General features: G+C 41.7%; 23 protein-coding genes and 1 tRNA gene. 10 read left to right on the top strand and 14 right to left on the bottom strand.

Translation table 11 applies throughout. The features are described 5' to 3' along the window. Nucleotides 1-23 precede the first annotated feature (23 nt). From EJP82_RS20080 to EJP82_RS20050, 7 genes are all read right to left on the bottom strand, one after another. Nucleotides 24-1,865 (bottom strand): glycoside hydrolase family 127 protein, encoded by a 1,842-nt coding sequence (locus EJP82_RS20080; RefSeq protein WP_127193856.1) that lies wholly within the window; start codon nt 1,863-1,865, stop codon nt 24-26. A 27-nt stretch (nt 1,866-1,892) separates the two neighbouring features. Next, nucleotides 1,893-2,723: a carbohydrate ABC transporter permease gene (locus tag EJP82_RS20075; RefSeq protein ID WP_246054312.1), complete on the bottom strand. Its 831-nt coding sequence runs from the start codon at nt 2,721-2,723 to the stop codon at nt 1,893-1,895. Continuing rightward, entirely contained in the window at nt 2,720-3,607 is an 888-nt protein-coding gene (locus EJP82_RS20070) for a carbohydrate ABC transporter permease (protein ID WP_127193854.1), read from the bottom strand. The genes EJP82_RS20075 and EJP82_RS20070 overlap by 4 nt, the downstream gene beginning before the upstream one ends. Before the next feature lie 92 nt (nt 3,608-3,699). Further along, a complete protein-coding gene (locus EJP82_RS20065; RefSeq protein WP_127193853.1) occupies nt 3,700-5,103 on the bottom strand; it encodes an ABC transporter substrate-binding protein in 1,404 nt (467 codons plus the stop codon). A 120-nt stretch (nt 5,104-5,223) separates the two neighbouring features. Continuing rightward, nucleotides 5,224-6,996: a cache domain-containing sensor histidine kinase gene (locus EJP82_RS20060; protein ID WP_246054310.1), complete on the bottom strand. Its 1,773-nt coding sequence runs from the start codon at nt 6,994-6,996 to the stop codon at nt 5,224-5,226. Continuing rightward, entirely contained in the window at nt 6,993-8,588 is a 1,596-nt protein-coding gene (locus tag EJP82_RS20055; RefSeq protein ID WP_127193852.1) for a response regulator transcription factor, read from the bottom strand. The genes EJP82_RS20060 and EJP82_RS20055 overlap by 4 nt, the downstream gene beginning before the upstream one ends. A gap of 97 nt (nt 8,589-8,685) precedes the next feature. Then, the gene (locus EJP82_RS20050) at nt 8,686-10,452 is read right to left on the bottom strand and encodes a glycoside hydrolase family 2 protein (protein WP_127193851.1); all 1,767 of its coding nucleotides are present in this window, start codon (nt 10,450-10,452) and stop codon (nt 8,686-8,688) included. 173 nt (nt 10,453-10,625) lie between these two features. On the opposite strand from EJP82_RS20050, the gene EJP82_RS20045 reads away from it, so the two are divergent. Next, complete coding sequence (locus EJP82_RS20045) at nt 10,626-11,540, top strand: ArsR/SmtB family transcription factor (protein ID WP_127193850.1); 915 nt, start codon at nt 10,626-10,628, stop codon at nt 11,538-11,540. Nucleotides 11,541-12,345: 805 nt separating this feature from the next. On the opposite strand, the gene EJP82_RS20035 is transcribed toward EJP82_RS20045, so the two are convergent. Both EJP82_RS20035 and EJP82_RS20030 read right to left on the bottom strand, forming a co-directional pair. Next, nucleotides 12,346-13,191, bottom strand: coding sequence for a hypothetical protein (locus EJP82_RS20035; RefSeq protein ID WP_127193848.1), 846 nt, complete (start codon nt 13,189-13,191; stop codon nt 12,346-12,348). Between the two features lie 679 nt (nt 13,192-13,870). Continuing rightward, complete coding sequence (locus EJP82_RS20030; protein ID WP_127193847.1) at nt 13,871-14,098, bottom strand: hypothetical protein; 228 nt, start codon at nt 14,096-14,098, stop codon at nt 13,871-13,873. Nucleotides 14,099-14,348: 250 nt separating this feature from the next. Here EJP82_RS20030 and EJP82_RS20025 point away from each other — a divergent pair, with 250 nt between their 5' ends. The 8 genes from EJP82_RS20025 to EJP82_RS19985 all read left to right on the top strand — a co-directional run bounded on the left by EJP82_RS20025 (nt 14,349) and on the right by EJP82_RS19985 (nt 22,208). Next, a complete protein-coding gene (locus tag EJP82_RS20025) occupies nt 14,349-15,038 on the top strand; it encodes a response regulator transcription factor (protein WP_127193846.1) in 690 nt (229 codons plus the stop codon). Between the two features lie 13 nt (nt 15,039-15,051). Beyond that, entirely contained in the window at nt 15,052-16,044 is a 993-nt protein-coding gene (locus EJP82_RS20020) for a sensor histidine kinase (RefSeq protein ID WP_127193845.1), read from the top strand. A gap of 90 nt (nt 16,045-16,134) precedes the next feature. Continuing rightward, nucleotides 16,135-16,890 carry an ABC transporter ATP-binding protein gene (locus EJP82_RS20015; RefSeq protein ID WP_127193844.1) on the top strand — a complete coding sequence of 252 codons (756 nt, stop codon included), beginning with the start codon at nt 16,135-16,137 and terminating at the stop codon, nt 16,888-16,890. Beyond that, nucleotides 16,880-18,736, top strand: coding sequence for an FtsX-like permease family protein (locus EJP82_RS20010; protein WP_170220248.1), 1,857 nt, complete (start codon nt 16,880-16,882; stop codon nt 18,734-18,736). Before EJP82_RS20015 ends, EJP82_RS20010 begins: the two co-directional genes overlap by 11 nt. A gap of 36 nt (nt 18,737-18,772) precedes the next feature. Further along, nucleotides 18,773-19,324 (top strand): VanZ family protein, encoded by a 552-nt coding sequence (locus EJP82_RS20005; protein ID WP_127193842.1) that lies wholly within the window; start codon nt 18,773-18,775, stop codon nt 19,322-19,324. 1,531 nt (nt 19,325-20,855) lie between these two features. Then, on the top strand, nt 20,856-21,353 hold the full coding sequence (locus EJP82_RS19995) for an RNA polymerase sigma factor (protein ID WP_246054308.1): 498 nt from the start codon (nt 20,856-20,858) through the stop codon (nt 21,351-21,353). Between the two features lie 100 nt (nt 21,354-21,453). Then, a complete protein-coding gene (locus tag EJP82_RS28910) occupies nt 21,454-21,801 on the top strand; it encodes a DUF4179 domain-containing protein (protein WP_127193868.1) in 348 nt (115 codons plus the stop codon). After that, entirely contained in the window at nt 21,798-22,208 is a 411-nt protein-coding gene (locus EJP82_RS19985; protein WP_170220247.1) for a tyrosine-type recombinase/integrase, read from the top strand. Before EJP82_RS28910 ends, EJP82_RS19985 begins: the two co-directional genes overlap by 4 nt. Before the next feature lie 367 nt (nt 22,209-22,575). On the opposite strand, the gene EJP82_RS19975 is transcribed toward EJP82_RS19985, so the two are convergent. The 5 genes from EJP82_RS19975 to EJP82_RS19955 form a co-directional block, all read right to left on the bottom strand. Beyond that, nucleotides 22,576-22,659: transfer RNA gene (locus tag EJP82_RS19975), tRNA-Leu, on the bottom strand. Nucleotides 22,660-23,093: 434 nt separating this feature from the next. Beyond that, nucleotides 23,094-23,315: a hypothetical protein gene (locus EJP82_RS19970; protein WP_127193839.1), complete on the bottom strand. Its 222-nt coding sequence runs from the start codon at nt 23,313-23,315 to the stop codon at nt 23,094-23,096. Between the two features lie 95 nt (nt 23,316-23,410). Then, nucleotides 23,411-23,743 (bottom strand): hypothetical protein, encoded by a 333-nt coding sequence (locus tag EJP82_RS19965; protein ID WP_127193838.1) that lies wholly within the window; start codon nt 23,741-23,743, stop codon nt 23,411-23,413. A gap of 83 nt (nt 23,744-23,826) precedes the next feature. Next, nucleotides 23,827-24,402 (bottom strand): xanthine phosphoribosyltransferase, encoded by a 576-nt coding sequence (locus tag EJP82_RS19960; RefSeq protein ID WP_127193837.1) that lies wholly within the window; start codon nt 24,400-24,402, stop codon nt 23,827-23,829. 54 nt (nt 24,403-24,456) lie between these two features. Beyond that, entirely contained in the window at nt 24,457-25,086 is a 630-nt protein-coding gene (locus tag EJP82_RS19955) for a DedA family protein (RefSeq protein ID WP_127193836.1), read from the bottom strand. A 117-nt stretch (nt 25,087-25,203) separates the two neighbouring features. Between EJP82_RS19955 and EJP82_RS19950 the strand changes: the two genes are divergently transcribed. Then, a complete protein-coding gene (locus EJP82_RS19950; protein ID WP_127193835.1) occupies nt 25,204-26,241 on the top strand; it encodes a YkvI family membrane protein in 1,038 nt (345 codons plus the stop codon). Nucleotide 26,242 lies beyond the last annotated feature (1 nt).

Below are 26,242 nucleotides of genomic sequence, written 5' to 3'. Positions count from 1 at the left end.
AGACAACTCCTTCTTTCCATCATTTACAAGCTATAGAGCCCTTCATCCTCCGCTTCACGAACCCAAACTTGCATAAAGCCAGGCTCCCTGTTGTCCCAAGCATAGTAAGGGATGAATTCACAAGGTTTACCTTCTCCATTCTTACCTACCAGAATGGTAACGCCACCGAGTAGCTCCGGTAGATGATCCACTTGCAACCTCTCATGGGCAGAAAATGTATACTCATCATACGAAAGCTCAGAATTATCCGTCTGCTCTAGACAATACACGATTGGACCTCGTTGAATAGCAATACGACCTATATTCTCCGATACCTCTTGTCTCGCACGAACAATTTCTACGGGCATATCGAGCTCGAGTACAATCGTATCATCCTGTGACCAAGTTCGACTTATTACGATATACCCTTGTTCCGTCTGTGCCTCCACTCTTGATAGGTATTTCCCTCCGACCTGTACCTTATAGCCCCTGCACCAGCCTGGTACTCGCAAACGGATACTGAGAAAACCACTTGACTCTGGGTTTACAGAAAGCTTTACTTTACCGTCCCATGGATATTGAGTTGTTTGTTTTAACTTAACGTTCAGCCCACTCTCAATCACGAATTTAGCTTCACCATTCATATATTGATTTACAGCGATGCCCTGACCTGTTTGAGCATATGAATATTGACCGATGGAAGGTAGAAATCTTGCTAAATTCGTTGGGCAGCATGAGGTGTCGAACCAGGATACACGATGGTGATCGCCTTTCGAAGCCAACGGATTTACATAGAAAAACTTGTCTCCTGTCAACGATATTCCAGCCAAAGCGCCATTGTACATTTCCCGTTCTACCACATCAGCATATTTGGCATCCCCAAATAATAGGTTCATCCGATGGTTCCAAAATACCATGGCGATAGCGGCACAAGTCTCACAATAGGCCGATTCATTCGGCAAATCATAGTCATGCGTGAATCCTTCATTATGACGGGATGGTCCGATTCCTCCGGTCACATACATGTTGCGCTCTACCGTATGTGCCCATACCCTATGCAAGGCATCAACATAAGCCGGATCTCCCGAAGCGTGAACAACATCTGCCATCGCCGTGTATAGGTACATGGCGCGGACAGCATGACCGGTCACCTTCTCAATGTCCCTAACCGGAACATCATCCTGGCAGTACGCAGGCCCCCATTCCTTCTTATCCCATATCTCGCCAACTCCATGTCCATGCCCCCGTTCCTCAAGCAACCATAGGGACAGCTTCCAATATCGTTCTTCTTGGGTAACGCGATATAGCTTCACAAGAGCAAGCTCAATTTCCTCATGACCTTCCACCCAATGACGCTTGCCTGGACCAAACAGACGATCGTAATGATCAACCAAGCTACAGGCAACATCGAGAAGCGTACGTTTGCCTGTAGCTTCGTAATATGCAACCGCGGCCTCAATTAAATGGCCGCCATTGTACATCTCATGCTTCTCCATATCCGTCCATTTGCTATCAGGTGCTTCTAACGTATAATAAGTGCACAAGTAACCGTCCGATTCCTGGGCTGCGGCTAAGAGTTCAATAATCCGATCAGCCTCAGCTTCCAACTCCGGGTCCCGCTCCGACATTAGCGAATAGGCAATACCCTCGAGCACCTTGTACACATCAGAATCATTGAAATAAATACCTTCAAACTTTCCTTCCATTAATCCGCCTGCCCTGGCGAAATTCGATATACGTCCTGTCTCCTCACATTTCGTCAAGCAGGTTGGTAACGTAACTTTTCTTAGCACCTCAAGCCGCGGACGCCAGAACGCATCATCAATGATAACATTCGTGAACGGCACGCCCTGCCAATTCTTTAGCTGTGATTGTATTTGTGTCATTCTCAGATTTCCTCACTTTCATTTCAGTTATCCCTTTAGACCTGATAATGTAATTCCCTCAAGGAAATACCGTTGACCGACTAGGAATACGATAACACAAGGCAGGACAACCGCCGCTGAAGCCGCCATAAGCAAATCCCACTGCGCGGTATAAGAACCCTGAAACATCTGCAATCCAAGCGCCAAGGTAAAGAGGTTATCACTCTTCAGATAAATAAGCGGTCCCATGAAGTCATTCCAAGATCCCAAGAAGCTGAATAGCGCAACAACAATAATCGCCGAACGGCTTAATGGAAGTATAATTCTCCAATAGATTTGAAAATAGTTGGCTCCATCCACGAATGCCGCTTCATCGAAATCTTGTGGAATCGTTAAATAGAATTGCCGTAATAGAAAAATATTGAAGATTCCCCCCCCGAAATAAGCAGGTACGATTAATGGATAATACGTATCGTAGAAACCAAGCATCTGCCAGCCGAGAAAGCTTGGAATAATCGTGACGGCTGCAGGTAGCATCATGCTTGTCATTAGAATGGCAAATACAGTGTCTCTGCCCTTCCATTTGATCCGTGAAAATCCGAAGGCCGCTATGCTGCTTGTCACGACTGTACCAATAAGAACACTGACGACAATGATAATTGTATTGATGAAGAAAGTGTCAAACGGCAGCACCGTAAGTGCTCTCTGGAAATTATCCCATTTAAACGGCTCTGGAATCCATTCTGGCGGCATCGTAAATATTTGCGATAAATCCATGAGAGAGCTTCGGATTAACCAAATGAACGGAACAATAAACAAAACAGAGATGCTTATCAGGGCTACATAACCTGTCACAAGCGAAAGCTTCGATTGTCTCAAGAACGCTCTCCTCCTTCGTAATGCACCCATGACTTCGAGGTTTTGAATATAATAAAAGTAAAGAACAGAATGATGATAAACAGGACCCAAGCCAGAGCGGACGCATACCCCATCTCGGTATCTCTAAAGCCCGTACGCCAGAGGTAAAATACATAGAACAAGCTTTGGTTATTCGGTCCGCCTTCTGTTAAAATATAGGCTTCATTAAACACCTGGAAGGAGCCGATAATGGTCATAATGGTATTGAAAAATATCGTCGGTGTGACCATTGGAATCGTAATATGGCGTAGCTTGCTGTACCAGCCTCCACCATCAACGTCGATTGCTTCGTAATACTGCTTAGGAATACCTGAAATTCCCGCCAGAAAAATAATGACGGTATTTCCAATTCCCCATAATGTTGTAAGAACGACAGAAGGGATAACACTACCCTCTGAATACAACCAATTACTAGTCGGTAAATGTAACCAACTAAGTACCGAATTGATCAGTCCTAGATCAGGATTCATCAGCCACATCCAGATCATCGCTGATGCAACGGCCGGCACAATGCTTGGAAGGTAGATAATAGTCCGAAATAGGGCTCTACCCTTGACGTTCAAGTTAAGCAGCAAAGCTATAAAGAAAGAAAGAATAATAACAGCGGGTACCCGAAGAATAACAAAGTAGAAAGTAACACCTAACGATTTGTAGAACAGTTCATCCTCACCCGAGAACATCTTAATATAATTATCGAATCCAACGAAGGAAGTATTCTCCTTGAATACGTTATAGTCCGTCAAGCTTAGCACCAAGCTTGCGATCATAGGACCCAGTGTGAAAATGAGAAACCCGAGTATAGCCGGAACCGTGAACAACAACCCGTAGAACAGTCCTTTTCGCATACTAACCTCCGATCTCGAAGCTCTCTAGTAAGGAAGACGACGATCTATAATCAGAACGCCGTCTCACCGCATCGCAGAAATTGTATTTTCAATTATTGTGCAATATCACGACGCCCTTGAACTTGTTCTTGTGCCTTGGCAGCGATGGAATCCAACGCTTCTTGCGCAGTTTGTTGGCCAAGCCATACTTTGTCCAAAGCGGGATTCACGATATCCATAATTTTATTGAAGTTTTTCACATATCCAGTTGGTGTCTGATGGCTATTCGTCAATATGACTTCAACAATAGCGTCTTTATAACCAGAAGGTCTTGAATCCAAGTTCTCCGTCCATTTAGCTAATAATGCCGGATCCGTATACCATTCCTTATACGATGGCATCCAAGTACCAGCCGTAATCATATCAATAGAAGCTTCTGGATCAAGCAACGCTTTTATAAGCTCCCAAGACTCTTGGGGATACTTGGTTGACTTAAACATGGAGAACATTCCGGCAACAACGGTAGTCACTGGCTCTTTCAGTACAGGCAATACCCCTACATTGAAGTTAAACTTCGATTGCGCCAATCCAGTGCTTGCCCATTGCCCATCGATAGCCATTGCTACCTTTTTGGTTTGAAGAGCTACATTTGTTGCTGGAATATTCTTCGATTGCACGGGTGAAGGAGAGACATGGTGTACATTCATTAAATCTGATACTTTCTGTATAGCCTCCACTGCTGCCGGCTGGTTAAGCCCAAAGGTCTTCCCATCCTCAGAGACGAAATCCCCGCCATTGGAGTAAATAAAGTTACTATAGACGCCCCACCACGTAGAAGCGTTAACTCCATATTGCTTAATATTCTTAGCATCAAAGTCCGCATCATTCGCCGTTCTGCCTTTGTTATCGATCGTTAATTGTTTAGCAATTTCAACAAATTCATCCCATGACCACGCTTCTAATGCCTTAGCAGGTGGAGGTGAAATGCCCGCTTCCTTAAAGATATCTTCGTTATAGAATAGACCGAACGATTCCGGACCAGGAGCTATACCGATCACATTGCCCGGCTCAAGCGAGTACATAATGTTGGGTATCAGTTTGTCTGTACTGATATCCGGGTCAATTTCTAGAAATTCCTGAAGGTTATAGAATTTCCCCTGCTCTGCTAATGGGAACGCAATGCTACCAGACTCCATCATGGCAATATCCGGTACATCATTACCAGCTACCATTGTTGTCAGCTTCGTATCATAATCCGATGCAATATGCTGAAGATCAACTTTGATATTCGAATACTGCGTTTCAAACTTCTTAATCGCTACTTTGTAAGCAGCTACTTCATCAGGCGCGCCCCACACCGTCATACGAAGGGTAATGGGATCCTTCGATATTTCATCACCGGATACTGAGGGTGATGTATTATTGCTAGTATCGGACTTCGAGCAAGCTGACAAAATGGTGACAAGCATTAACAGCATAGCCATAAGAACGGATATCGACTTCCTTTGTCTTGACATATCCCGAACCCCTCTCAATTCCAATCCCTTTTGGTTCATAGCTGCAGTCTATGATGTTTCAATTATAAACTCTAGTTAGCGCTTACATAACCCGAACTACTTTGGATTGGTGGACTATTATTAGGTATTCAGTGGCAATGTGATAACGACCTTAGTTCCCGATCCAGGTAAGGAGCTAATCACGACACCATAGCTGTTGCCATAGGTCATTTGAATGCGAGCAATTGTGTTCTTAATCCCTATCGAAGAGGATTCCTTATACAAAATCGCATTTATAGTGTCCTTGCTCATTCCTCGTCCATTATCTGCAATCTCATAATACCGTGTTCCACTGTCGATCCAGCCACGAATGCGAATAAGCCCTCCCGCTTCTGTCTGATCGAAGCCATGTAGGATCGCATTCTCGACAAAGGGTTGAAATAGAAGTCTAGGCATTTTGTACTCATAGAGTAATGGATCAATCTCGTAACTCACGGTAAACTTGTCTTCGAAGCGAAAGGACATAATATAGAAGTAGTTGTTCATCCACTCCGTCTCTTCAGACAAATGAACGGCTCTCCATTCTTTCCTTGCAGTATAATGTAGCATATTGGATAAACTGACAAGCATCTTGCTTAATTCCTTCTGATCGTTCTCTATAGCTGTCCAATTCATCACATTTAACGTATTGTATAGAAAATGGGGATTCATCTGCATGCTCAGCGCTAGAATCTCGGCCTCTTGTTCCTTTAATTTAATCTCGTAATTTTCTATAACCAAGAGCCGAATCCGATCGTTCATCAGATTAAACCGTTGAAGGAGAATACCAAACTCATCATTCGTGCCGACGACAACATGCTTTTGAAAATCCCCATCACCAACGGACCTCATTGCACCAAGCAGCTTCTTAATGGGCTTCGTAATCCTGCCTGCGATAAAATAAGCGTAAATAAGCGCCACAATTCCCATAATAGCGGCTAAGAGTATAATAGACGTTTGGATGACTTGTACCAGACCACCCACTAGTGCGGATTCTGGCGTCCATACAATCGATATCCACCCCGTCACTTCCGAACGATCGAAGCAGACAATCATAGCCTCGCCCTCTAGCGTCATTCTTCGCGTACCGCTTCCCTCCAAGCGAAGTTGCTCTACCCATTTTTCCGTATAGATTTGTGTAATTCTTCCTTGCTCGCTGCTTGCAACGACTTTACGGTCCGCATCCATTACTAAGTATCGCGAACCTTCAGGAATACTTTCCTCGTATAGGGATTTCAGTGTATCTGGTTTGAAGCTTATCGTCAGAATGGGTCGTTCAATATGAGCGTCCATCTTCTCCAGTGTCGTATTATTCAGATGAGAGAAATCAAGCACTCGAGTCGCTGAGTACAAATGGCGGAAATCTAGCTTTCCTTCCTCTAGATAAGGCTGATCGAACATATCAACGAAATCATAAGTAGGGTACCATACCATTTTCCCGCCTGCCTGCTGCGCCTTACGGTATATATCCGACTGCGTAGGATCTCCTTGTGGTAACATTTGACCGAAAGTGAAATAGGACGTCCACAACTGGTAAGAATAAACATCCTTATTGTTGGAGAAATATTTACTCAACACAGGCGTAACCTGTCGGTCTGCTTCAAAAAGCTCAGCTTCATTCTGGGGATCCAGTTCGTTAAAAATTCGGAATAAATCCTTATCTACGAATAATGATAGGCTGTTCTGATCAATAATCTGCAGCTTAGTATCCATGATCTCATTGTTTTTCCTAACAATCTCATATACGTTTTTCTGTGCTTGTTCCGTCACGACCTGTAGGCTGGTACGGTAGAAAAGAACTCCTAATATGATGAGAGGAATTACGATCATAGATATATAGCTAGCTAACAATCGAGAGCGAAATGTCATCTTCATTCCTCGCTGCTCCTCTGTGGAAGTGACGTGTGCCTATAGGCTTCGGGCGACATTCCATTATGCTTCTTAAACACTCTGCAGAAATATTTCGTATCTTGATAACCGCACTCAGCGGAGATTTCATATATTCTGAGCTTATTCGCAGCAAGCAACACCTTAGCCTGCCTCATTCTAGCTTCCGTCACGTGATCAGAGAACGTCTTTCCTGTCCGACTCTTAATTAAGGTGCTGAAATAGGAGGGATTGAAGAAAAAGTGTTCGGCAGCTCGTTCAAGTGTCAGATCTTCCTTCAGCCTTTCATGTATCCAACTCAGGCAGCTCGTAACGATAATTTCGGTCTTATCCAGCTTCGCTTGCTTTAATGCAGCGTGTACCTTCTGAAGCGAGACCTCTAAAAGAGCTAATAACTCCGTATTAGACCCGCAAGCTTGAATATGCATCATGGCTGTATTCGTTAGAAGGCTTCCAACCTTCTTGTCCACAATATCACGAATCCTGCTCTTAACCTTCATAAGAATAAGCGAAGCATTCTCTTTCATAAGTAGCGGATTCGTATGCCCACCATCTGAAAGCTGCTCGAACGCCACCCTACACATTTCTATAGCTATGTCCGCATCGTTTCCTTGCAGAGCTTCGAATAGTCTCTCCGTGTCAAGAGTCAATAGCTTATGAGAAGGGCGTAGCTCATCCTGAAACAGAATACCCTTCCAGCAATCATGAAAGTTATACTTGTTTACCGTTTGGGCTACTCGGTATGCTTGCGATGCTTCCTCCAATAAAAACTTACATTCCGGTCCTATCCCGTGGGTAAGCTGTCCAACATTCGCCCATTCTGATGATAGAGCGGAAACGATGATGCGAATGTGATGTCTATGACCTGGGGTAAGTGGTGGGGTCCGGATTATCGTAACGGCTTGGAATCCATCTTCTTGAAGCACATTTAATGGAATCGTTATCGATTCTCCGATTGCTGACCATCCTTGCTCCAAGCTCCTCAAGAAGTAAGCGTTATCATAATTTTCATTGCTATCCCGTCGAATTCTGAGTTCAGAGAAAATAACCACACCGCCACCTTGTAGCCAATCATACGATTTCAGTTCATTGCGCTCTAGGGTCGTTGAGCTTCCATTTAGCCAAGTTAATAATAAGCGATTACTATAAGCTGAAGATGTGAGATCAAGCCGTTGCTTCAGCTCCTCTGCTTCCAAGTTCTGCATCGATTCTGTAACAAGCTCTTGTTCAATACGTCTCAATACGTCTTCTATCTTCTCTGCTTCCACAGGCTTTAATAGATAGTCATAAGCTCCATGTCGAACCGCAGTCTGTGCATATTCAAATAGATTATAGGCCGACACCATTACAACCTTCGTATGAAGTCCTTCTTTTTTAAGCTGTTGCAAAAATGTAAGCCCATCCATGTTGGGCATTCGGATATCCGTAAACACGACATCCGGACGGTCTGATCTTACAAGCTCTAATGCGTCAATCCCGTCTTTTGTAACAATGACCTGGGCATCGGGACGTAGATGGTTAATCAATCTCAACATACCTCTAAGGTGTCTTGGTTCATCATCTACGACCAATACTTTCATCCCATTCAGCCCCTTTGTTCACTTTTATTTAAGTTTTATTTATTATAACTAAGAAAGGCGCCTTCATGTGGATAGGCACCTAAATTGTAGTTTATATTTAATTTCCCTCGTTAATCGCTCTGATTACATCCACAGGCAACTTAGGCACGCGATCATATGTCAGCAATCCGTTGATTTCCTGCTCCACGTCCGTCAGCTGGGTGTAGCAATATCCCTGAACTATGCTGGATTGCAGCAAGGGTTGGATAACCGCGCGTAGCTTGCTCGCGAAGTCTTCATCATTCTCCGCCCCGGAGTATCCCCAGCCTTCCCATTCACTTTTCTTATAAGCAATGCCGCCTAATTCGGTTACAAGAATCGGTTGCCCCTCGTATGGAAATCCTTCGACGGATAATCTGCGATTAGCCGGCATTGCATTCACTGCCTTGTCCGTAGAACTATAGCGTTCAGTCAATACCTCTTGACGCCATTCGTAATCGTGAATATTGAACAGATCCGTCTTGACCATTTCCCAACCATCGTTAGATACAACAGGCCGCATCGGATCCAGCGATTTGGTGAGGTGATACATGGTCAAAGCATGCTGCTGTTGAAGCTTGTCGATCTGAATATTGGGTACTCCCCAGCTCTCATTCAGCGGCACCCATGCGACAATACTAGGATGGTTGTAATCTCGTGCGACTGACTCCTGCCATTCGTTCATGAATCGACGAACGTACACTTCGGAGAACTCAAAAGCATTCGCCGCTTCACTCCATACCAACAGGCCTAGGCGATCACACCAGTAAAGGTAGCGGGGATCCTCTAGCTTCTGGTGTTTTCGAGCGCCGTTGAAGCCCATCGCTTTCATTAGCTCAACATCCTGCTTAATCGCGTCGTCGCTTGGCGGTGTCAAGTTCCCGTCAGGGAAATACCCCTGATCCAATACAAGCTTCTGGAAATAGGGCCTGTTGTTCAGATTAAATTTACCATTCTCGATTGACACCTTACGCATGCCGAAATAACTTGATACTTCATCGACGACCGTGTCACCTTCCAGCACGGTAAAGACCACATCGTACAAATTCGGATGCTCCGGTGACCACCAACGGCCGAGACCATGATCATTGAAATCAGCCAAGTGAATCGTTCTCACCTCATTCGGTGTATTCACTTGGATTACGTCTTGGGAGATGTGTTCTCCCTTGAACGAGATGTCAATCTTCACCCGTAGGTTTTCTTCTCCCTTCAAGCCTTGAAAGATCATGCTCATCTCAATCGCGTTCTGGTCGATATCAGATGTAAATTTGACCTTATCCAGATAAGCCGGTGCTACAGCCTCCATCCAGACGGTTTGCCATATACCCGTCGTACGAGTGTAGAAGATACTCGCAGAATCGGACAGCCAGTGCTGTTTGCCTCTCGGCAATGAGACATCACGACTGTAATCCACTGCCTTCACAACGATCGTATTTCCGTCATTTCTCAGTGCATTGGTAATGTCAGCGTGAAATGGAGTGTGTCCGCCTTCATGCTGAGCGACGAGATTGCCGTTCACCCACACGGACGCACAGTAATCGACTGCGCCGAAGTGGAGTAGAACACGCTTACCCTTAAACGAAATCGGAACGGAGAAATTGTTGCGGTACCAGACTGTATCATGAAATTCTGGATCTCCGATTCCGCTTAATTTACTCTGAAAGGCAAATGGCACTTGAATCCTGCGTGAGAAGACACGTTCGCTTGAATGCCATTGCTCCTGGTCACCAACTTGGCTGTCGTCATATTCGAATTCCCATTCTCCATTCAAATTCACCCAATCCTTGCGGATAAATTGAGGGCGAGGATGTTCGGACCTTAGTTGCTTGGACGCTTGATTTGTCATAGGATAGTACCTCCAATATTAATGATTAGGTTAACAAATAAAAATAAAAAATATGAAATAAGGGATATTACATAGGTATCTTATTCTTTACTCATTGTATTGTCAATTAAATAGTTGTATAATTAACTAAATAGTTAATGAATAAAACTAAAAACTTATGGAGGTATAATCGTATGGAAATCGAAGTAAGTACGAAGCATATGTCCCTATTAGAATGCTTATCCTCCGAGACGCGGGTTCGAATGATCGAGATGCTCCGTGAACGCACGATGTATGTTAAAGAAATCGCGGACGAGTTAAAGCTCTCATCCGCGATCATTACGAAGCATATTCAGAAAATGGAGAAGGCAGGAATTTTGTCTACTAAGCTTGTATCCGGCACGAGGGGTAATCAGAAAGCATGCACCCTCAGTCTGGATCAGTTGGTACTGCAGTTCCGTTCTCCTGTAGAGACAACAAATCCCGTTGAATCTACAAGCTACTCCGTATCTATTCCCATTGGCCATTATACGAACTATCAGGTCAAGCCAACCTGCGGTCTTGCTTCTCCCTACAAGGTCATCGGTATGCTGGACGATCCGCGTTACTTCGCTGAACCGGAGCACGTGGAAGCCCATCACCTCTGGTTTAGCAGCGGTTTCGTGGAATATTTGATTCCGAACTACTTGATCGGCAAGACACAAGCCAGAAGCATCCGTATCACGATGGAAATCTGCTCAGAGTCTCCTGGCTACAACGAAGACTGGCCTTCGGACATCGTATTCTCCATGAACGGAATCAACTTGGGTATTTGGACCTGTCCCGGAGATTTTGGCAGTCAGAAGGGAAATCTGACACCCGATTGGTGGAGAAAAACCGATACCCAGCACGGTTTGCTCAAGACGATACTCGTCACAGAGAAGTGCACATTTATTGACGGTGTGGAGTTATCGGACATCAATTCTACCGATTTGACGCTAACACCCGGTCAAGACATCCGATTCCGTATCACATCTCCGGAGGATGCCCGATATCCCGGTGGTATTAGCATGTTCGGGAGCCAGTTCGGACATTATGAGTACGACATCGAAGTAACAGTTAGTTATTGATAATTACAGGGCTATCGTTCAAGTTTGAATGGAAATTCTTTATCAGAAATTGTTACCACTGTAACATTAGAACCTGAATCTTTGACACTTACGCTGCGTATCGGAATCATCGACTGTAAACCCAAGCAGGACAAGGGATTACAGAAGATGACTCCGACTTTTTTATGATGTATTCATGGATATGCTGTTTTAAGAATGTTAGAAAAAATGTTAGAAGAAAATCTTTCGATAATTTATTCTAGGATGTACGTTTAACAAAGACAACATTTGATAAATTAGCTTCTGGTAAATGGTACATCACTAACTTCACTTCATTCCAGGCCTTCTCCACGATGCACTCGCTCATTGGTGGTATGCTTCTGACTACTAGGTATATTCGCTGTACGGTATTAGCAGGCGCTTCTTGCATCCGAGAACTATGCGCCGCTGGAGATCCTAGCGCTTGCTCCACCATCTGTTTACGAGCATGTTATTAATATACTGGAGTGGTATCTGTCATTTCCTTTTGTTGTGGGGTCGGAGTTACAAAAATACAGGATTTACAGATGTTTTTCTAATTTTAACCTCAACTATCTCGTCAACCGCTAATTTCGGTTTCGAGTCTTAATTTCACCTAAAAACTATATATCTTCCTGCTGTAATATGTACCAGACAATTTAACAAATTCAGGAGTATACTTTTGAACCTATTCGAAAGAGCTTCCTCTATTTTTACAATCCTCCTGATCTTCTATTGCGTATACTACTTGATGAATTGTAGCAGTTAAGAAACTCTTCATCATTATTCAAGATTTTCTTTCTATGTTTCATTCATTTTTTTCCTCCCTTGATACAATAGAGATAATTTTTTCACCCAAGCTAAAATTGCTAGCTTTCAACAAAGATCCCCAATTAATTTGACTTATTGTAATAGCCGTAATAAAACAATTGTTTACAATGTTAGAATAATTAATGCCATCTTGCTCATATAAAAGTCCTGTTGCATTAATTAAGATAAAAATAACAGTGTAAATTAGCATCATATGCATCTTTAGTAATTTTCTATCAAAACTTTCTGAACGTTCTGCTTGCCCCATAATTCTCGAAATAAAAAATTTATTCAATTTAACTCCAATAAATTGATAAAGGACTAAGTATATAGTGACTATTAAATATATGGCTGCTGAAGGTCTCTCAAAGTAATATGGAATATTCAAAAGAACTATACCAATAACAATCGTAGACAAAACTCCTAAGCTGAACATTGTCATCACAGTAGAATACAATTCCAACAAAGTTATAATTACAATGAATATAAAAGCATCAATTATTAATCCTAATAAAATAACCCTAGTATTAGAATTAGATATGACTATCCCCACAATGATACCTAAAATAAGGATCAAAGTCATTTGTACAGATTTTAATTGAATATTAAAAACTATAAATATAAATAAAATCCCTAAAATTGCTGATATGCCTAGAAGACAATATGTAATTACTTTTTCTATCAATTCTGGGTATACCATTTTCGAAAGTAACCCATCTGGCTGATGAATTGAGAAAAAGCCTGCCGTAACAAGAAATATAACACCAAGAAGAGGTAAAATTATTTTTGCCCAACTGGGTAAGTTATTATTAAAAATAGAATTATTAATCGTATTTTTTTTCATAAATCGATCTCTCCTACAAATAATTATTCATTCTTTACATATTAGAAAATTTGATCCTTCATAAGAGATTTCACCCTTACTTCTTACTTTTAAATTTTCCTTTTATCCTAAAGCTCAACACATTTCTTAATTTGTTCTTTAAAAAGATGAAACAAATCATCGACTCTTAGTATTGATCTAAACTATTTTTTGTTTACTTACTGATTGGTTTTTCTTTTCAACCTTTTATTCTTACTTAGAGTCACTTACAATAACTAATAATTTTCTCTCCACTCTGTATCATTATTTCTATAGCAGCACTTCTTGATTGAGATACATTTGTATTCGATCAACTCACTTATTTAAATCGATACCAAGGACCTACATATAAATAGGCCTAATTACTTAATGTAAGGTATTATTCTATGTTAGGCATGTTTTTCCTTCTTGAAGTTAATCTTAATTATTTGAAAACCGCCTCATATCATCGTTCTACGATATTCGTTGCCTTTCATCATACTGGAAGATACATGCAGATAGGCATTTGCAGACCTTCTATCCATCCCGGTTTGCGACTCAATCTCATCTAAGGCCTTGTTCAAATCAACTTGATTGTTTAAACTTTACAACCGTAATAATAAGTAGCCCTTATCATCTCTTCGTTAATCATTTTTCCCACAAGTTCAACTTCCCTTCACTTCTACTTGATTATATCTATTAATTGTAGTACTAATTTTGAAACGAATTCAGCCAATCTGTCTCCATTTTTATTGGCAGAGCTCGTTTTTTCATATTTTTCAATGACATCTAGTGGAATGTATGCCGTTGTCTCATATCCAAATGAAACATGAGCATAACTTCTATTTGAATTCTCAAACTGCTTCGCAAAACTGGCACTAAAGCTGTTAACATTTCCAGCTCCAACCAAGCCACACACTCCACATGTGTCGAATGTGCATAACAGAATAATGTACCTATCAGCTGTATACATCATGTTTTCAATAAAGAGGGAAAATAGAACCTGAATAATGAAGGCGAACTTAGATGCGTATGAAATATGTAATTATGAAGGATACCCAGCCGTTCCCATATAATTGATACATATATTATTAAGTGGGTTATACTGATAGTATCCAAGTTCATGAATCAATCCATCATTTCGGAGGAATAATTTAATTATGGAATATACCATTTTTATAGTTGAAGATGATTTGTCTATCTGTCGACTTTTAAAAGAACATATAGAGAAGTATGGGTTCTCAGTGAAGGTTGTACAAAACTTTGAACAGGTCGTAGAAGAATTTTCTTTACACCGTCCTAGTTTAGTGCTGCTTGATGTGAACCTTCCTAAGTTTGACGGGTTCTATTGGTGTAGAAGGATCAGGGAAATATCTAAAGCTCCAATTCTCTTCATCTCGGCTAGAGAAAGTGGAATGGATCAAGTGATGGCTCTTGAAAACGGCGCAGATGACTACATAACCAAGCCCTTTTCTTACGAGGTGATCATGGCCAAAATCAAAAGCCATCTTAGACGAGCTTATGGCGATTATGCCCGTTCGAATGAGCGGGTTATGACCTGGGAAGAGCTAACCTTATATCCCGAAAGATTGGAGCTCGAATTCAAAGGCCAGGCATTAACGCTTACGAAAAAAGAAGCTCTGTTGCTCGAAAGTTTGATTCAATTTTATCCGAATGTGGTTTACAGAAACTATCTGCTCGAAAAGATGTGGGATGACTCCCAGTTCGTCGAAGAAAACACCCTGAATGTAAATGTCACAAGACTGAAAAAAAAGATGCAAGAACTTGGTATTCAAAACGGAATTATAACGATCAGAGGCCTCGGTTATAAATTAAATAAATGCTGGTAGGTGTGTACCTTCAATGCGATTATTTCTAAAAGAACATCAGGGATATATTCTTCTCTATTATTTCTCAGTGATATTGTCTGTTTTTTATTGTGTGCTCGTGATAGATTTTCCATTCCAGAGTATCATGTACATATTCATATTTAACACTTTTATTCTTCTCGTTTTTTTAGTGTGGAAATATGCCAAAACGAAAGAGGTTTATGCCTTACTATATCGTGACTTCCATGCTCTAGAGGAAATTTCGTTGGATAAGGGGAGCTCCTTTTGGAGCCATCAAATCTCCATGTTGCTCAAACAACAACACCGCTTATATGAATTGAAATTGCAGCAATCCAATCAAAAACATCAAGAGCACTTAACATTCATCAACCAATGGGTGCATCAAATGAAAACGCCTCTTTCCGTTATCCAGCTGCAGTTGGAGGCTCAGGCTGGTACCATATATGTGAGCGGCATCCAAGAAGAGCTGTATAAGATTGAAAAAGGGCTTAAGATGGCCTTATCATTGGCGCGTCTGGATGCCTTTGAGAAGGACTTCGTCATTGAGAAGACACGCTTGCAGCCCCTTATTATAGATTGCATCAATCAAGAAAAAAAACAATTCATAACTAGCGGCATATTACCTAGAGCAACCATTGACGAAACCATTGAGGTCTACACGGATGTAAAATGGCTCAAATTCATCATTGAACAGCTGATCACAAACGGCATCAAATATTCCAAAGGAAAAGGGAAATATGTGAGCATCTCCGCTTATCGGAGAGAGAATGAAGTTGTTCTGGAGGTCACAGATGAAGGCATCGGAATTCATCCTAAAGATATTCGAAGAGTGTTCGATCTCTTCTTCACTGGCGCAAATGGAAGAGTGCGGGGGGAATCTACAGGGATGGGACTATATATCGCCAAAAAGGTCTGCGAGAACTTGCATCACAATATTCAAATTCAGTCAGAAGTGAATCGAGGTACAAAGGTCATTGTTCGATTTGGCAACCTTACATCCATGTAAGAAAAGTGTAATGAAGATGAATCGCTCAATGGGACTCGACCGATTACTATAGAGGATATCGCGATTAACCACAAAGGGGAAGATATCGTTATGGAAATGTTAAAGGTCAGTCAATTAAGCAAATCTTATGGCAAACAAGTGATGTTCAGCGCTTTGAATCATATCAGCTTTTCAATTGAAGCCGGTGAATTGGTTGGGGTTATGGGACCTTCCGGCAGCGGCAAAACAACCTTGTTAAATATGATCTCTACGGTCGATCAACCCACATCAGGTGAAATTTATATTGAGGGTAATAACCCATTAAGCTTAAATGGGGATAAGCTTGCTCTTTTTAGACGCAGGGAACTGGGTTTTGTTTTCCAAGACTTTAATTTGCTTGACACACTAACACTTGGTGAAAATGTAATCTTGCCCTTGGCCCTAGACGGAGTACCTGTTAAGGAGCAAGACAGAAGGCTGACGAAAGTCGCCAATATCCTTGGCATCAAGCATCTGCTGAGCAAGAGAACCTTTGAAGTCTCCGGAGGAGAAGCTCAAAGAACGGCTATTGCCAGAGCCATCATCCATAAGCCAGCCCTCCTTCTTGCCGACGAACCTACAGGAAATTTGGACTCCAACGCATCGAGGATCGTAATGGAATTGTTCGAGAAAATCAATCAGGAGGAACAGGTTACTACTATGATGGTGACTCATGATCCCTTGGCAGCCAGTTATTGCAACCGGATCTTATTTATTAAAGACGGCAGCATCTATAATGAAATATATAAAGGCAGCAGCAGGCAGCAGTTTTATCAACAGATCATCGACGTACTTTCTCTCTTGGGAGGTGCTTCGCGTGAATTTTAAGCAATTCGCCATAAAAAATGTAACGCGCAATGGGAAAGCCTATTTTGCTTATTTCCTGAGCACCTGCATTTCTGTCGCTTTATTTTTCACCTTTACCATGTTTATACTTCACCCCGACAAAGGGGCATTCAAATCCTATATTGAGGTATCTCTTTACGCAGCAGAAATCATCACTTATTTCTTCCTTTTTTTCTTCGTGTTTTATTCCATTAGCGTATTTCTGAAGAGCCGGTATAAAGAATTCGGAATTTTATATATGATCGGGACATCGAAAAAGCAGATTTTAAAGATGATATTTATCGAAAATATGTTGATCAGCATTGCAGCAACCGTCTGCGGAATTCTAACAGGATTAGTTTTCTCAAAACTCTTTTTAATTATGATCGAGAAACTGTTTAGGATTCAAGCTCTGCCGTATTATTTTCCAATTAAAGCTATTCTGATTACCTCGGTTGCCTTTATCCTTCTATGTGTCTTGGTATCTTTCTTCACTTCATGGATTATCAAGGAGAAGGACATCCTCCACTTGCTCAAAGGAACAATAGCTCCAAGGCTCGCGCCTAAGCCATCCGTGCTTTTAGCTATCTTGAGTGCTGTGCTGCTACTCGTCGCTTACTATATATCCTTTACCAGTAATATTGAAAATTTAGAAAAAATCATCTTATTGGTTATGGTAATGGTTGTCATAGCCACCTTCTTCCTATTTTCGCAGTTTAGTGTTTTTTTTATCGCATTCCTTAAAAAGAACAGGCTTTTTTATTTGAAGCACACGAATTTGATCTGGGTATCCAATTTGTTCTATCGCATGAAAGATAATGCTAGAGTGTTTTTCATCATATCGATCACATCCACAGCAGCATTCATATCGATCGGAACTTGTTATGCCTTCTGGGATAATACATTAGGCAATATCGAAGAGAGATATCCTCTTGCCTTTACTTATCAAACAATTGGCGAGAACCTGACCGTCCATGAGGAAATCAATTTTATTGATCAGCAGCTGAAGGAAGGCGGTTTTTCCTATACCCCAATAACCATCGCTAACAAATCGGTTACCGATGCGGAAGAGATTTCTTATACCCTGATGAAGATGAGTGTCTATAACCAACTGGCCGAACAATTAGACCTCCGAACTGCTTCGATTCAAGAGCATGAGACGATAAAAGTAATGGCCTCTGCCGAATTCGGCAACGATATCAATCGCATGACGATTGAAGGAAACCCCATCCGGGTAACCGAGGAAATACAGGCAAAGATCATGCAAGACCAAGCATCAACCCTATATGTCGTTGCCGATACGCTATATGATCTCATTGAAAGCGATGAAGGGATTCAATATGCCTTCCATGTCGAGGACTGGTCCGACACTTATGTCGTCTATGATGAATATGAAGCCAAGTATGAAAGTAATCCTAACGGTATATTCTTATCCAAGTCGCATATTTTTGAGACAGAAAAAAGTGCTTACGGTACGATCATGTTCTTGTCCATATTTATTGGAATGATCTTCTTCGTGACTTCAGGCAGTTTTATCTATAACAAATTTTTTATCGATGTGGAAACCGATAAGAAAAAATATAAGCAGTTGAATAAGGTTGGCTTAACCTTCAAAGAAATTAAAAGGATAACCACAATCGAGATGGGAATCTTGTTCATGCTGCCCTATATCGTTGCATGTATTCATTCCTCAGTCGCACTGAGCACGCTAAATCGTATATTTGAGATAGAAGTCGGAACCGCCGCCTTTTTAATCATGGGCAGCTTTTTGATCCTGCAGCTGCTTTTCTACGTATTTATACGAAGAAACTATTTAATTGAAATAAAAAATGAACTAATCATCGACTGATCGTTCATTCACGAGCTGAAAGGAGAATCCGAGCTGATGTCTATCCAATATACAATTGAATCTTATTATGTCTTGGCACCGCTGTTTCTTATATTTCTGGTCACTCTGTTGGGCTTGACTAAATTGAAGATCAAGAGGTTTACAGCTCTGCAATATACCTTACTCGTCACGTTTGGCTTCTATTTACTAGCTGTCTTCCATTTAGTACTCTTCCCGATTGATGTCAATATTGGCCTATATGTGAACCAAACGCCTTGGTATAAACATATTAATTTCATCCCTATATTAACAATCGATATAAAATCATTTATTTTGAATATCATCATGCTAGTGCCGCTGGGAATGTATCTGCCTCTCTTGAATCCTAAATACGATAGCACTAAAAAAGCGGCAAAGTTGGTACTAATCTTGAGCCTCTCCATTGAAGTTATACAAATGGTTATCGGGATCACTCTCGGCAGCAGCAGAAGTACGGACATTAACGACATTATCGCCAATACCCTCGGGGGAGTGCTTGGCTTCCTTATCATGAACAAGTTGATGCAAGCGAATGCTATTCAACGCCTCGCGGCCAAGTTCAATCTGTAGCGCTGACAACGTCCCACATTAAGCGGCCTATTTGAGCTGGGCAAAGAGAAGGACGATGTTATTCATCCTTATTGGTTTCAGTGGCGGCAAGAACTTCCCTTTAAAATCTAATATCAAAGGACTCATTGAATATAGCTGTCCGCTATCTTAATAGCGTGCCTTAGTGTATACAATCATTAAAAACAATGCATTTGAGCAATACTGCCACATCTCAACTATTATTGAGTATCATCAATATTGAGCACTCCACATGTGTCGAGTGTTCAGTGTGAACAAATCTTATAAGATGTGCCCCCATCCAATGACTGTGAAATACCAATTGCCTTCAAGAAGTTCAGAAAACAAAATTTTGTTAAGCAACAAACAGACCCACACGTGAAGGGTGGGTTTTATTCACACTTTTTCCGGTATTTTCGCTTTGATTTCCTGCATTATTTTCTGCACTTCCAATTCGCGGTCAAACAATACTTCTAACAATGGTCCGTTATCTGAGGCAATCTCAATCCCTCATTAGTTTCAATGTTCGGAATTGACTCTAAAAAGGAATTATCATCCAACTAGAGACTCCCCTTTTTGGTAGGAAAATATCTTAGTTCGATAAATTCAGAGCAAATCCCTTCCAAATGGTCATATTTTCCTGATACTTGCGAGTCCGATCTTAGTGGTCAGAGCTAGTAGAGGAGAATTTATCGATCTGGAGCGGGTAGGTGGCAATTATGATGTTAATAAAAACTAAAGACTCCCAACGTTCTAAGAGCCATTCTGATACGTCGTAATAATTATAGCCAGTACTATTTTATGATACGTTTGTGAATATAGGAGATGGTAGGTTCGGATAAGCCCTGAATACTTGACGAAATACACTTCAGTATTCTCAATCGCTTCATCCTCAGTAAAACTCTATTACCTATGTCGCTAAAACGCTCGCACGCTACAACCTCAATAGTAATCTAAATATATTGAGCGTCATTCTTTCCGTATAGTCCTAATTACTCACTTTTAAAACTATCTATCCCGTCCCTTAATACGCATATTGATACATATTGTTGCATATTAAAAGAACAATAAAATCCAATCAATATGCACCTTGCACCATTCTCTCGCTCCAACCGCGATAACAAAGCTTAGTAAAAATCCAGCAAGGAAGACGATACTTGTGTAGATCACCAAATAGGACAATTGCCAGTTTCCCAGGTACCTTCCTTTATAATGCAGTTTTCTTGTTGCTCAACAAACGATTCTCAGGGTTGTGTGGAGCCAGTCGAAGATGGTCTGATGAAGTAGACGCATTGCGCCCATATGGCAGTGATCGCCTGCACCATCAGCGTTCCGCATCACAACATGCTTGTGCGGAGCTTTTAGCTCGGACGCAAGCTTGCTTGCCTGGCCCTTGTTTGGTCCCTGTCTCACAAACGGGGTGCAGTCCTTGAATACGTGGTTTTTTTCATGTAACCTTCTAGCTACCTACCCGATCTAATATATACGTAACGTTACGAACAATTTAATACTTCTAGTCAAGAAAGCTGAACCCTTGCATACAGATCCTATTGTCGTCAAAGCCAAAGCTGGGGACCCTGAAGCATTCATGCAGTTGATGCAAGAGATAGAGTTACCTTTATATAGAACTGCAAGGTCCATTGTCAACAAAGACGAAGATTGTGCAGATACCCTGCAGGAGACGATGCTTAAAGCCTTTAAGTCCATCCATACACTCAGAGAGCCCGCTTTTTTCAAAACGTGGATCTTCCGGATTCTGATTAATGAATGCAACAAAATGGTCAAGCAGCTCAAGAGCCCTTCCACTTCCAAGGATTATGAGAAAATCGAATTATGGGATGCCGTTCAACATCTTGATGAGAACCTACGGATTGTCATTCTCCTTCATTACCTACAGGACATGCCGATCAGTCAAATTTCCGACATTCTCGAAATTTCTACGGTAGCCGTGAAGACCCGGCTGCATCGCGCCCGCAAAAAGCTAAAGCATTCATCTCAAATCAATCAAGAAAAGGGAGTTGCGACATCGTGAACCACTAAGTTAGAAGAACAATTAAAGAACTGCCAAAGCCTACTTCCTGATCAGTCATCTAATATTTATTGCCGGCTCCAAGCTGAATGAGACTTAACAAATCATTAGAGAAACCGATAATTCCATTTCCCCCATTCAGAGAAAGACAAATGTATCAAGAACTTTTAATAAATGGTGGGTTTCCACTGCAGCCGCTTCAATCCTTGGAGTTACACTCATTGCTTCCGGCTTTGTATCGCCCGCAATGGCTGATGCACTCAAGCAAATTCCAGTTCTAGGACAAATCTATTCATTTTGGGGCGAAAACAACGGAGATCCCGGTGTTCAACAAGCCGAGGATTTCATCACAAACGTAAACCAAAGCGTGACACATGGCAAGGTGACTATGAATATTCCAACGTTGTTATTTGAATCGAGAAGATTAAAGACTATCTTGAAATCCTCTTGAAGCAACAAAAGCACAATAAGAAGGTCTACGGAAATGAATATGACAAGTCAGGTTTTGTGTGTTGTTGGCCTGATGGATCTCCCCTAAAATCAGAGTACCTTAATCATAAATTCAAGCAAATTCTTGCTGAGAACGGTTTGCCACCGATAAGGTTCCATGATCTCAGGCACTCAACGGCTAGTTATTTATTAAAGCATGGTATGAGCCTCAAAGAAATACAAGTCTGGCTTGGTCATGCTGACATTGGCACCACAGCGAATATTTACGCACACATTGATACCGAAATGAAAGTGAACACCGCTCAAAAAATTAATGACATCTTCTCAAGGAATAGACAATCAGAAACTCATCCAGTTGAAGGAGAGATAAACGATGAAGAAAGCAGTTTGGACAATGCTAATGAGTGATGAGACAGATAAAGCCCTAGTAAGACTCATCCAAAGGCAATATAGGCTTTCACTCGAGTTCACTCATAAGAACACTGGTCTTAATTGCAAATTGGCTATACAAGGGGAAATCAAGACTCTAAGAAGGGAGGTTAAACAAATTATTAATCAAGAAGCAGACCTTCAGGGGAACATACAAATTACATCAACTGAGAGTATCGAGAATCTGCATTCTCTCGCTTCAAATAACAAAATAAAATGAATGTTAGAAAAATGTTAGAAAACCATCTTAATAAATGACCTTTCCAGTCCTCTTGTCCAACGATCCCACATAGACAAAAATAAGAGAAGCCTTATAAATCAAGGCTTCTCCGGTTTAAATCTCTAATGCGGTCAAGAGGACTCGAACCTCCACGTCATTGCTGACACTAGAACCTGAATCTAGCGCGTCTGCCAATTCCGCCATGACCGCGTATTATTAGGCTTTAGAAGATGTTTCCTTCCGCAGCGACAAGATATATAATATCATATCGCTGGGAAGAGAGTCAACATTATTATTAATCATCATCTATACTTAAAGTTCACCATTAAAATCACAGATTGGCGGACACTGAGTACGCTAATAACCTAAAAAGCTCCCAAATTTGAATTTATGCGGACCTAGAATCCGCTATTATCCAAAATCCCGGTAAAACAGGCATCTTTTTAGCAAATAACGGAACCTATGTCCGCCTCTGCTTTCCCGCAGGTAGAATGGGCGGAAATAAGGTACCTACAGTCCGGAAAGTTAATTTCTCAACGTAACGCTCATTGAAATTCACTCATATTCTAGCAGCAGTCTTCGTTATAGAACTCACTAAGAACCAACTCTAGCACGCGCGATAGCACGCCCGAATTTATTAATTACTACACTAAATCCAGGGGCGATACTCTTGGTTCACGTGAAGGACGGTAAATGTAATTCCGATCCAGCTTAACAACGTTTCGATTCGGTCTACGGATCATCACTTGGGTATCATTCCAAGCTACAACGATGCCTCTAATATCATTAGCTTCGATCGCATCGCGTGTGACCCGTACCTTTTCACCAGATAAACGAAAGGCGTTCAATTCTTCATCTGTTATCATGTGGCATCCTCCTTTATCTATTACTTCAAAGAAGGACCCCGCGATTACCTCGACGGAGTCCTCTGTATGGCATGTGCAATATGGCTCTTAACCGATCAACGCTGTGCGTGTTCCTTACTGTCATTCTTCTCAAACCAGAAATCAAGTACCTTAGCGGACATTACTCGTTGTTCCAGATACCCTACTTGTTGTGAGCTAAACTGCTCTTTCCAAGGAATTGACAGCTCCTCACACAACCCTGCAATGGTCAATAATTGTGACCAAGCCACGTAGCGTTTATACCAGAAGAACTGAGGGTGTTCAAGCATATAGGGATAAAGGTCATCAAATTCCGTATGTTTACAATCTAAAGCACGCTCGAAAGTAACCTTTGCATCGGCAAGTTTTGAGATGAAAAATTCCACGCTCACCACTGATTCATTCCCCATTCATATTTGCCTCCTCTCCTAGTACCCCAATTATACCGAAAAAATGAATACCTGCATAGGATTGTTGCAAATTTGCTCTGAGTTTAGTCATTGGCAAATGTTACTTTACCACCTTCAAGCGAAGTAATGACAACCAATGATTCAAGCCGGATTCCTTGCTCCCGTATTGCATTTGCACCGAGTTGGAAAGCTTTCTCTACCACGATACCAGCTCCTACAAGTTCTGCACCCGCACGTTGAATGATCTTGATCAATCCTCGCGCAGCATCCCCATTTGCAATAATATCGTCAATAAACAGGATCCGATCATTCTCTGAGATAAACTCACGGGAGATCATTATATCAGTTACAATTCCTTTGGTGAATGACGGTACCCGTTCGCACAACATATCTGACTCTGCAAGAAGTGTCTTCTTCCGACGTGCAAAAATTAAGGGTACCCCTAATTCGTATGCCGTTGCGAAAGCTATTGAAATACCTGATGACTCCACAGTTACTACTCGCGTAACACCCTCATTACGAAACCGCTCTGCAAACTCTTTGCCCATCTCCATCATCAACTGTGGATCCACTTGATGGTTCAATAGCGCATCCAGCTTTAACACTTGATCCGAAACAACCACACCATCTTCTACAATTCTTTGTTTTAGCTTTTCCATAATTAATCTCCTCCAGAATACATTTGTAGCCATTCATTTTCTCTCTACCACTTTTCAAGATGCAGGTTCTTCTCCTGTCACCCTCTGCCTCTGTTTACGCGAAATCATAATCATAACTGCGGAAATAATTAGCACCACTAGAATGAAAACCAATGTTATAAGAAATCTTCTATGTCCATGAACATAAGGCATTATCCTATGCCAACGGTGTCCAATAGCTCGTCCGATTAGCATGAAAGTCCCACACCAAACGACAGAGCCTATTGAAGCATAGAGGATATAAACCCGAAGCTTTAATCGATAAACCCCAGATAAATAAGACGTCACCTGGCGAATACCTGGTATAAAGTACCCGATCAAAATACTCCAGGTACCAAATCGTTCAAACCATACTTCCGTTTTATTCAATCGTTTGGGTGTAATCCAGATCCATTTTCCATATTTATATAGAATCGGTTTGCCAACAAAACGTCCAAGACCATAACTTAGCATCATTCCTGCCAAGCTACCTAGCACCGAAACCAAAAATGTGATCCAGAATCCAAAATGTCCCTGAGTCGTTAAACCACCAAACATCATGACCAGTGTCTCATCCGGAACAGGAATACCTAAAAATCCTAATGAGAGCAAACCGAACATCGCTAGATAACCGTACTGTGTAAGATAAGACATGACTTCACTCATCGTTTTCTTCCACCTTTCCGGGAGCGGCAGCAACTGCAGAGGACAAGTTTAAGTCATGTCCTGTTCCCGGCCAACATACCTTGTACTATATATAGCACATTCATCGGGGGGAAGACCATGAAAAATGCCGTAAAAGTTCTACAAATTTCTTTCACCTATATCGGCACCGTCGTCGGAGCCGGTTTTGCTACAGGACAGGAAATACTCCAATTCTTTACTAAATACGGGAAGTGGGGAGTACTTACGATACTCCTAGCGACCGTTCTATTCATCTGGCTAGGCACCAAAATGATGTTGCTTGCCAACAAAATCAAGGCAACTTCCTACGAAGATTTAAATCGTCGTTTATTCGGGGATACGATCGGGCGATGGCTCAGCCTCTTCACTCTTATCGTCCTGATTGGAGTCAACAGTGTCATGCTGGCCGGAGCCGGATCGGTATTCGCTGAACACCTTGGTCTTTACTATCAAACAGGACTTGCAATAACGCTAGTCGCTACCTATTTGCTTCTGGGTAAAGGGATCGGTGGCGTCATGAAACTAAATTCCATCGTTGTTCCTATGATGCTCATTCTATCGATTACTATTATTTTCAATACCGTTGGATCTCCTGGAGCTACTCACTTCATTACACTTGGCACCGATAGTGGTCTCGTTGCTACTTGGGCTTCTCCCCTTATGTATACGGCCTTCAACCTTTCCATGGCTCAAGCTGTGCTCGTTCCTATTGGCAGCCATACCAAGAGCCGCAAGGTCATTATATGGGGTGGCACTCTCGGTGGCTTAGGTGTTGGATTCATGCTGATGGCAGGTCATTTCGCCTTATCCGCTTATATGCCGGGAATCGTTCAGTATGAGATTCCAATGGGTAACATCGCCCAGCAATTAGGTACGACAGTCCAATTGATCTACGTTTTTCTTATTTTCATGGAAATCTTCAGCACGTTCGTCGCCGATGTTTACGGAGTGACCTTGCAAATAAAACAACATCTCAAACTGTCGCCCCGTATTATCTCATTACTTATTCTGTTCATCTGTTACTTAACTAGCCAATTTGGTTTCAGCTCACTGTTATCCGTGTTATATCCAACATTTGGCGTGTTCAGTCTCCTCTGGGCAGTCATGCTGGCTGTTTACAAACCGAAGAAAAATTAAA

It is taken from the genome of Paenibacillus anaericanus (assembly GCF_003994475.1).
Taxonomy (GTDB): Bacteria; Bacillota; Bacilli; order Paenibacillales; family Paenibacillaceae; genus Fontibacillus; species Fontibacillus anaericanus.
Note: the sequence above shows the minus strand (reverse complement) of the source record. Positions and strands in the feature narration are given on the sequence as shown.

Excerpts from the sequence above, each read along its gene's own strand:
- EJP82_RS20080 (WP_127193856.1), bottom strand. The coding sequence starts at position 1,865 with ATGACACAAATACAATCACAGCTAAAGAATTGGCAGGGCGTGCCGTTC.
- EJP82_RS20070 (WP_127193854.1), bottom strand. The coding sequence starts at position 3,607 with ATGCGAAAAGGACTGTTCTACGGGTTGTTGTTCACGGTTCCGGCTATA.
- EJP82_RS20065 (WP_127193853.1), bottom strand. The coding sequence starts at position 5,103 with ATGTCAAGACAAAGGAAGTCGATATCCGTTCTTATGGCTATGCTGTTA.
- EJP82_RS20060 (WP_246054310.1), bottom strand. The coding sequence starts at position 6,996 with ATGAAGATGACATTTCGCTCTCGATTGTTAGCTAGCTATATATCTATG.
- EJP82_RS20055 (WP_127193852.1), bottom strand. The coding sequence starts at position 8,588 with ATGAAAGTATTGGTCGTAGATGATGAACCAAGACACCTTAGAGGTATG.
- EJP82_RS20050 (WP_127193851.1), bottom strand. The coding sequence starts at position 10,452 with ATGACAAATCAAGCGTCCAAGCAACTAAGGTCCGAACATCCTCGCCCT.
- EJP82_RS20045 (WP_127193850.1), top strand. The coding sequence starts at position 10,626 with ATGGAAATCGAAGTAAGTACGAAGCATATGTCCCTATTAGAATGCTTA.
- EJP82_RS20035 (WP_127193848.1), bottom strand. The coding sequence starts at position 13,191 with ATGAAAAAAAATACGATTAATAATTCTATTTTTAATAATAACTTACCC.
- EJP82_RS20025 (WP_127193846.1), top strand. The coding sequence starts at position 14,349 with ATGGAATATACCATTTTTATAGTTGAAGATGATTTGTCTATCTGTCGA.
- EJP82_RS20020 (WP_127193845.1), top strand. The coding sequence starts at position 15,052 with ATGCGATTATTTCTAAAAGAACATCAGGGATATATTCTTCTCTATTAT.
- EJP82_RS20015 (WP_127193844.1), top strand. The coding sequence starts at position 16,135 with ATGGAAATGTTAAAGGTCAGTCAATTAAGCAAATCTTATGGCAAACAA.
- EJP82_RS20005 (WP_127193842.1), top strand. The coding sequence starts at position 18,773 with ATGTCTATCCAATATACAATTGAATCTTATTATGTCTTGGCACCGCTG.
- EJP82_RS19970 (WP_127193839.1), bottom strand. The coding sequence starts at position 23,315 with ATGATAACAGATGAAGAATTGAACGCCTTTCGTTTATCTGGTGAAAAG.
- EJP82_RS19965 (WP_127193838.1), bottom strand. The coding sequence starts at position 23,743 with ATGGGGAATGAATCAGTGGTGAGCGTGGAATTTTTCATCTCAAAACTT.
- EJP82_RS19960 (WP_127193837.1), bottom strand. The coding sequence starts at position 24,402 with ATGGAAAAGCTAAAACAAAGAATTGTAGAAGATGGTGTGGTTGTTTCG.
- EJP82_RS19955 (WP_127193836.1), bottom strand. The coding sequence starts at position 25,086 with ATGAGTGAAGTCATGTCTTATCTTACACAGTACGGTTATCTAGCGATG.
- EJP82_RS19950 (WP_127193835.1), top strand. The coding sequence starts at position 25,204 with ATGAAAAATGCCGTAAAAGTTCTACAAATTTCTTTCACCTATATCGGC.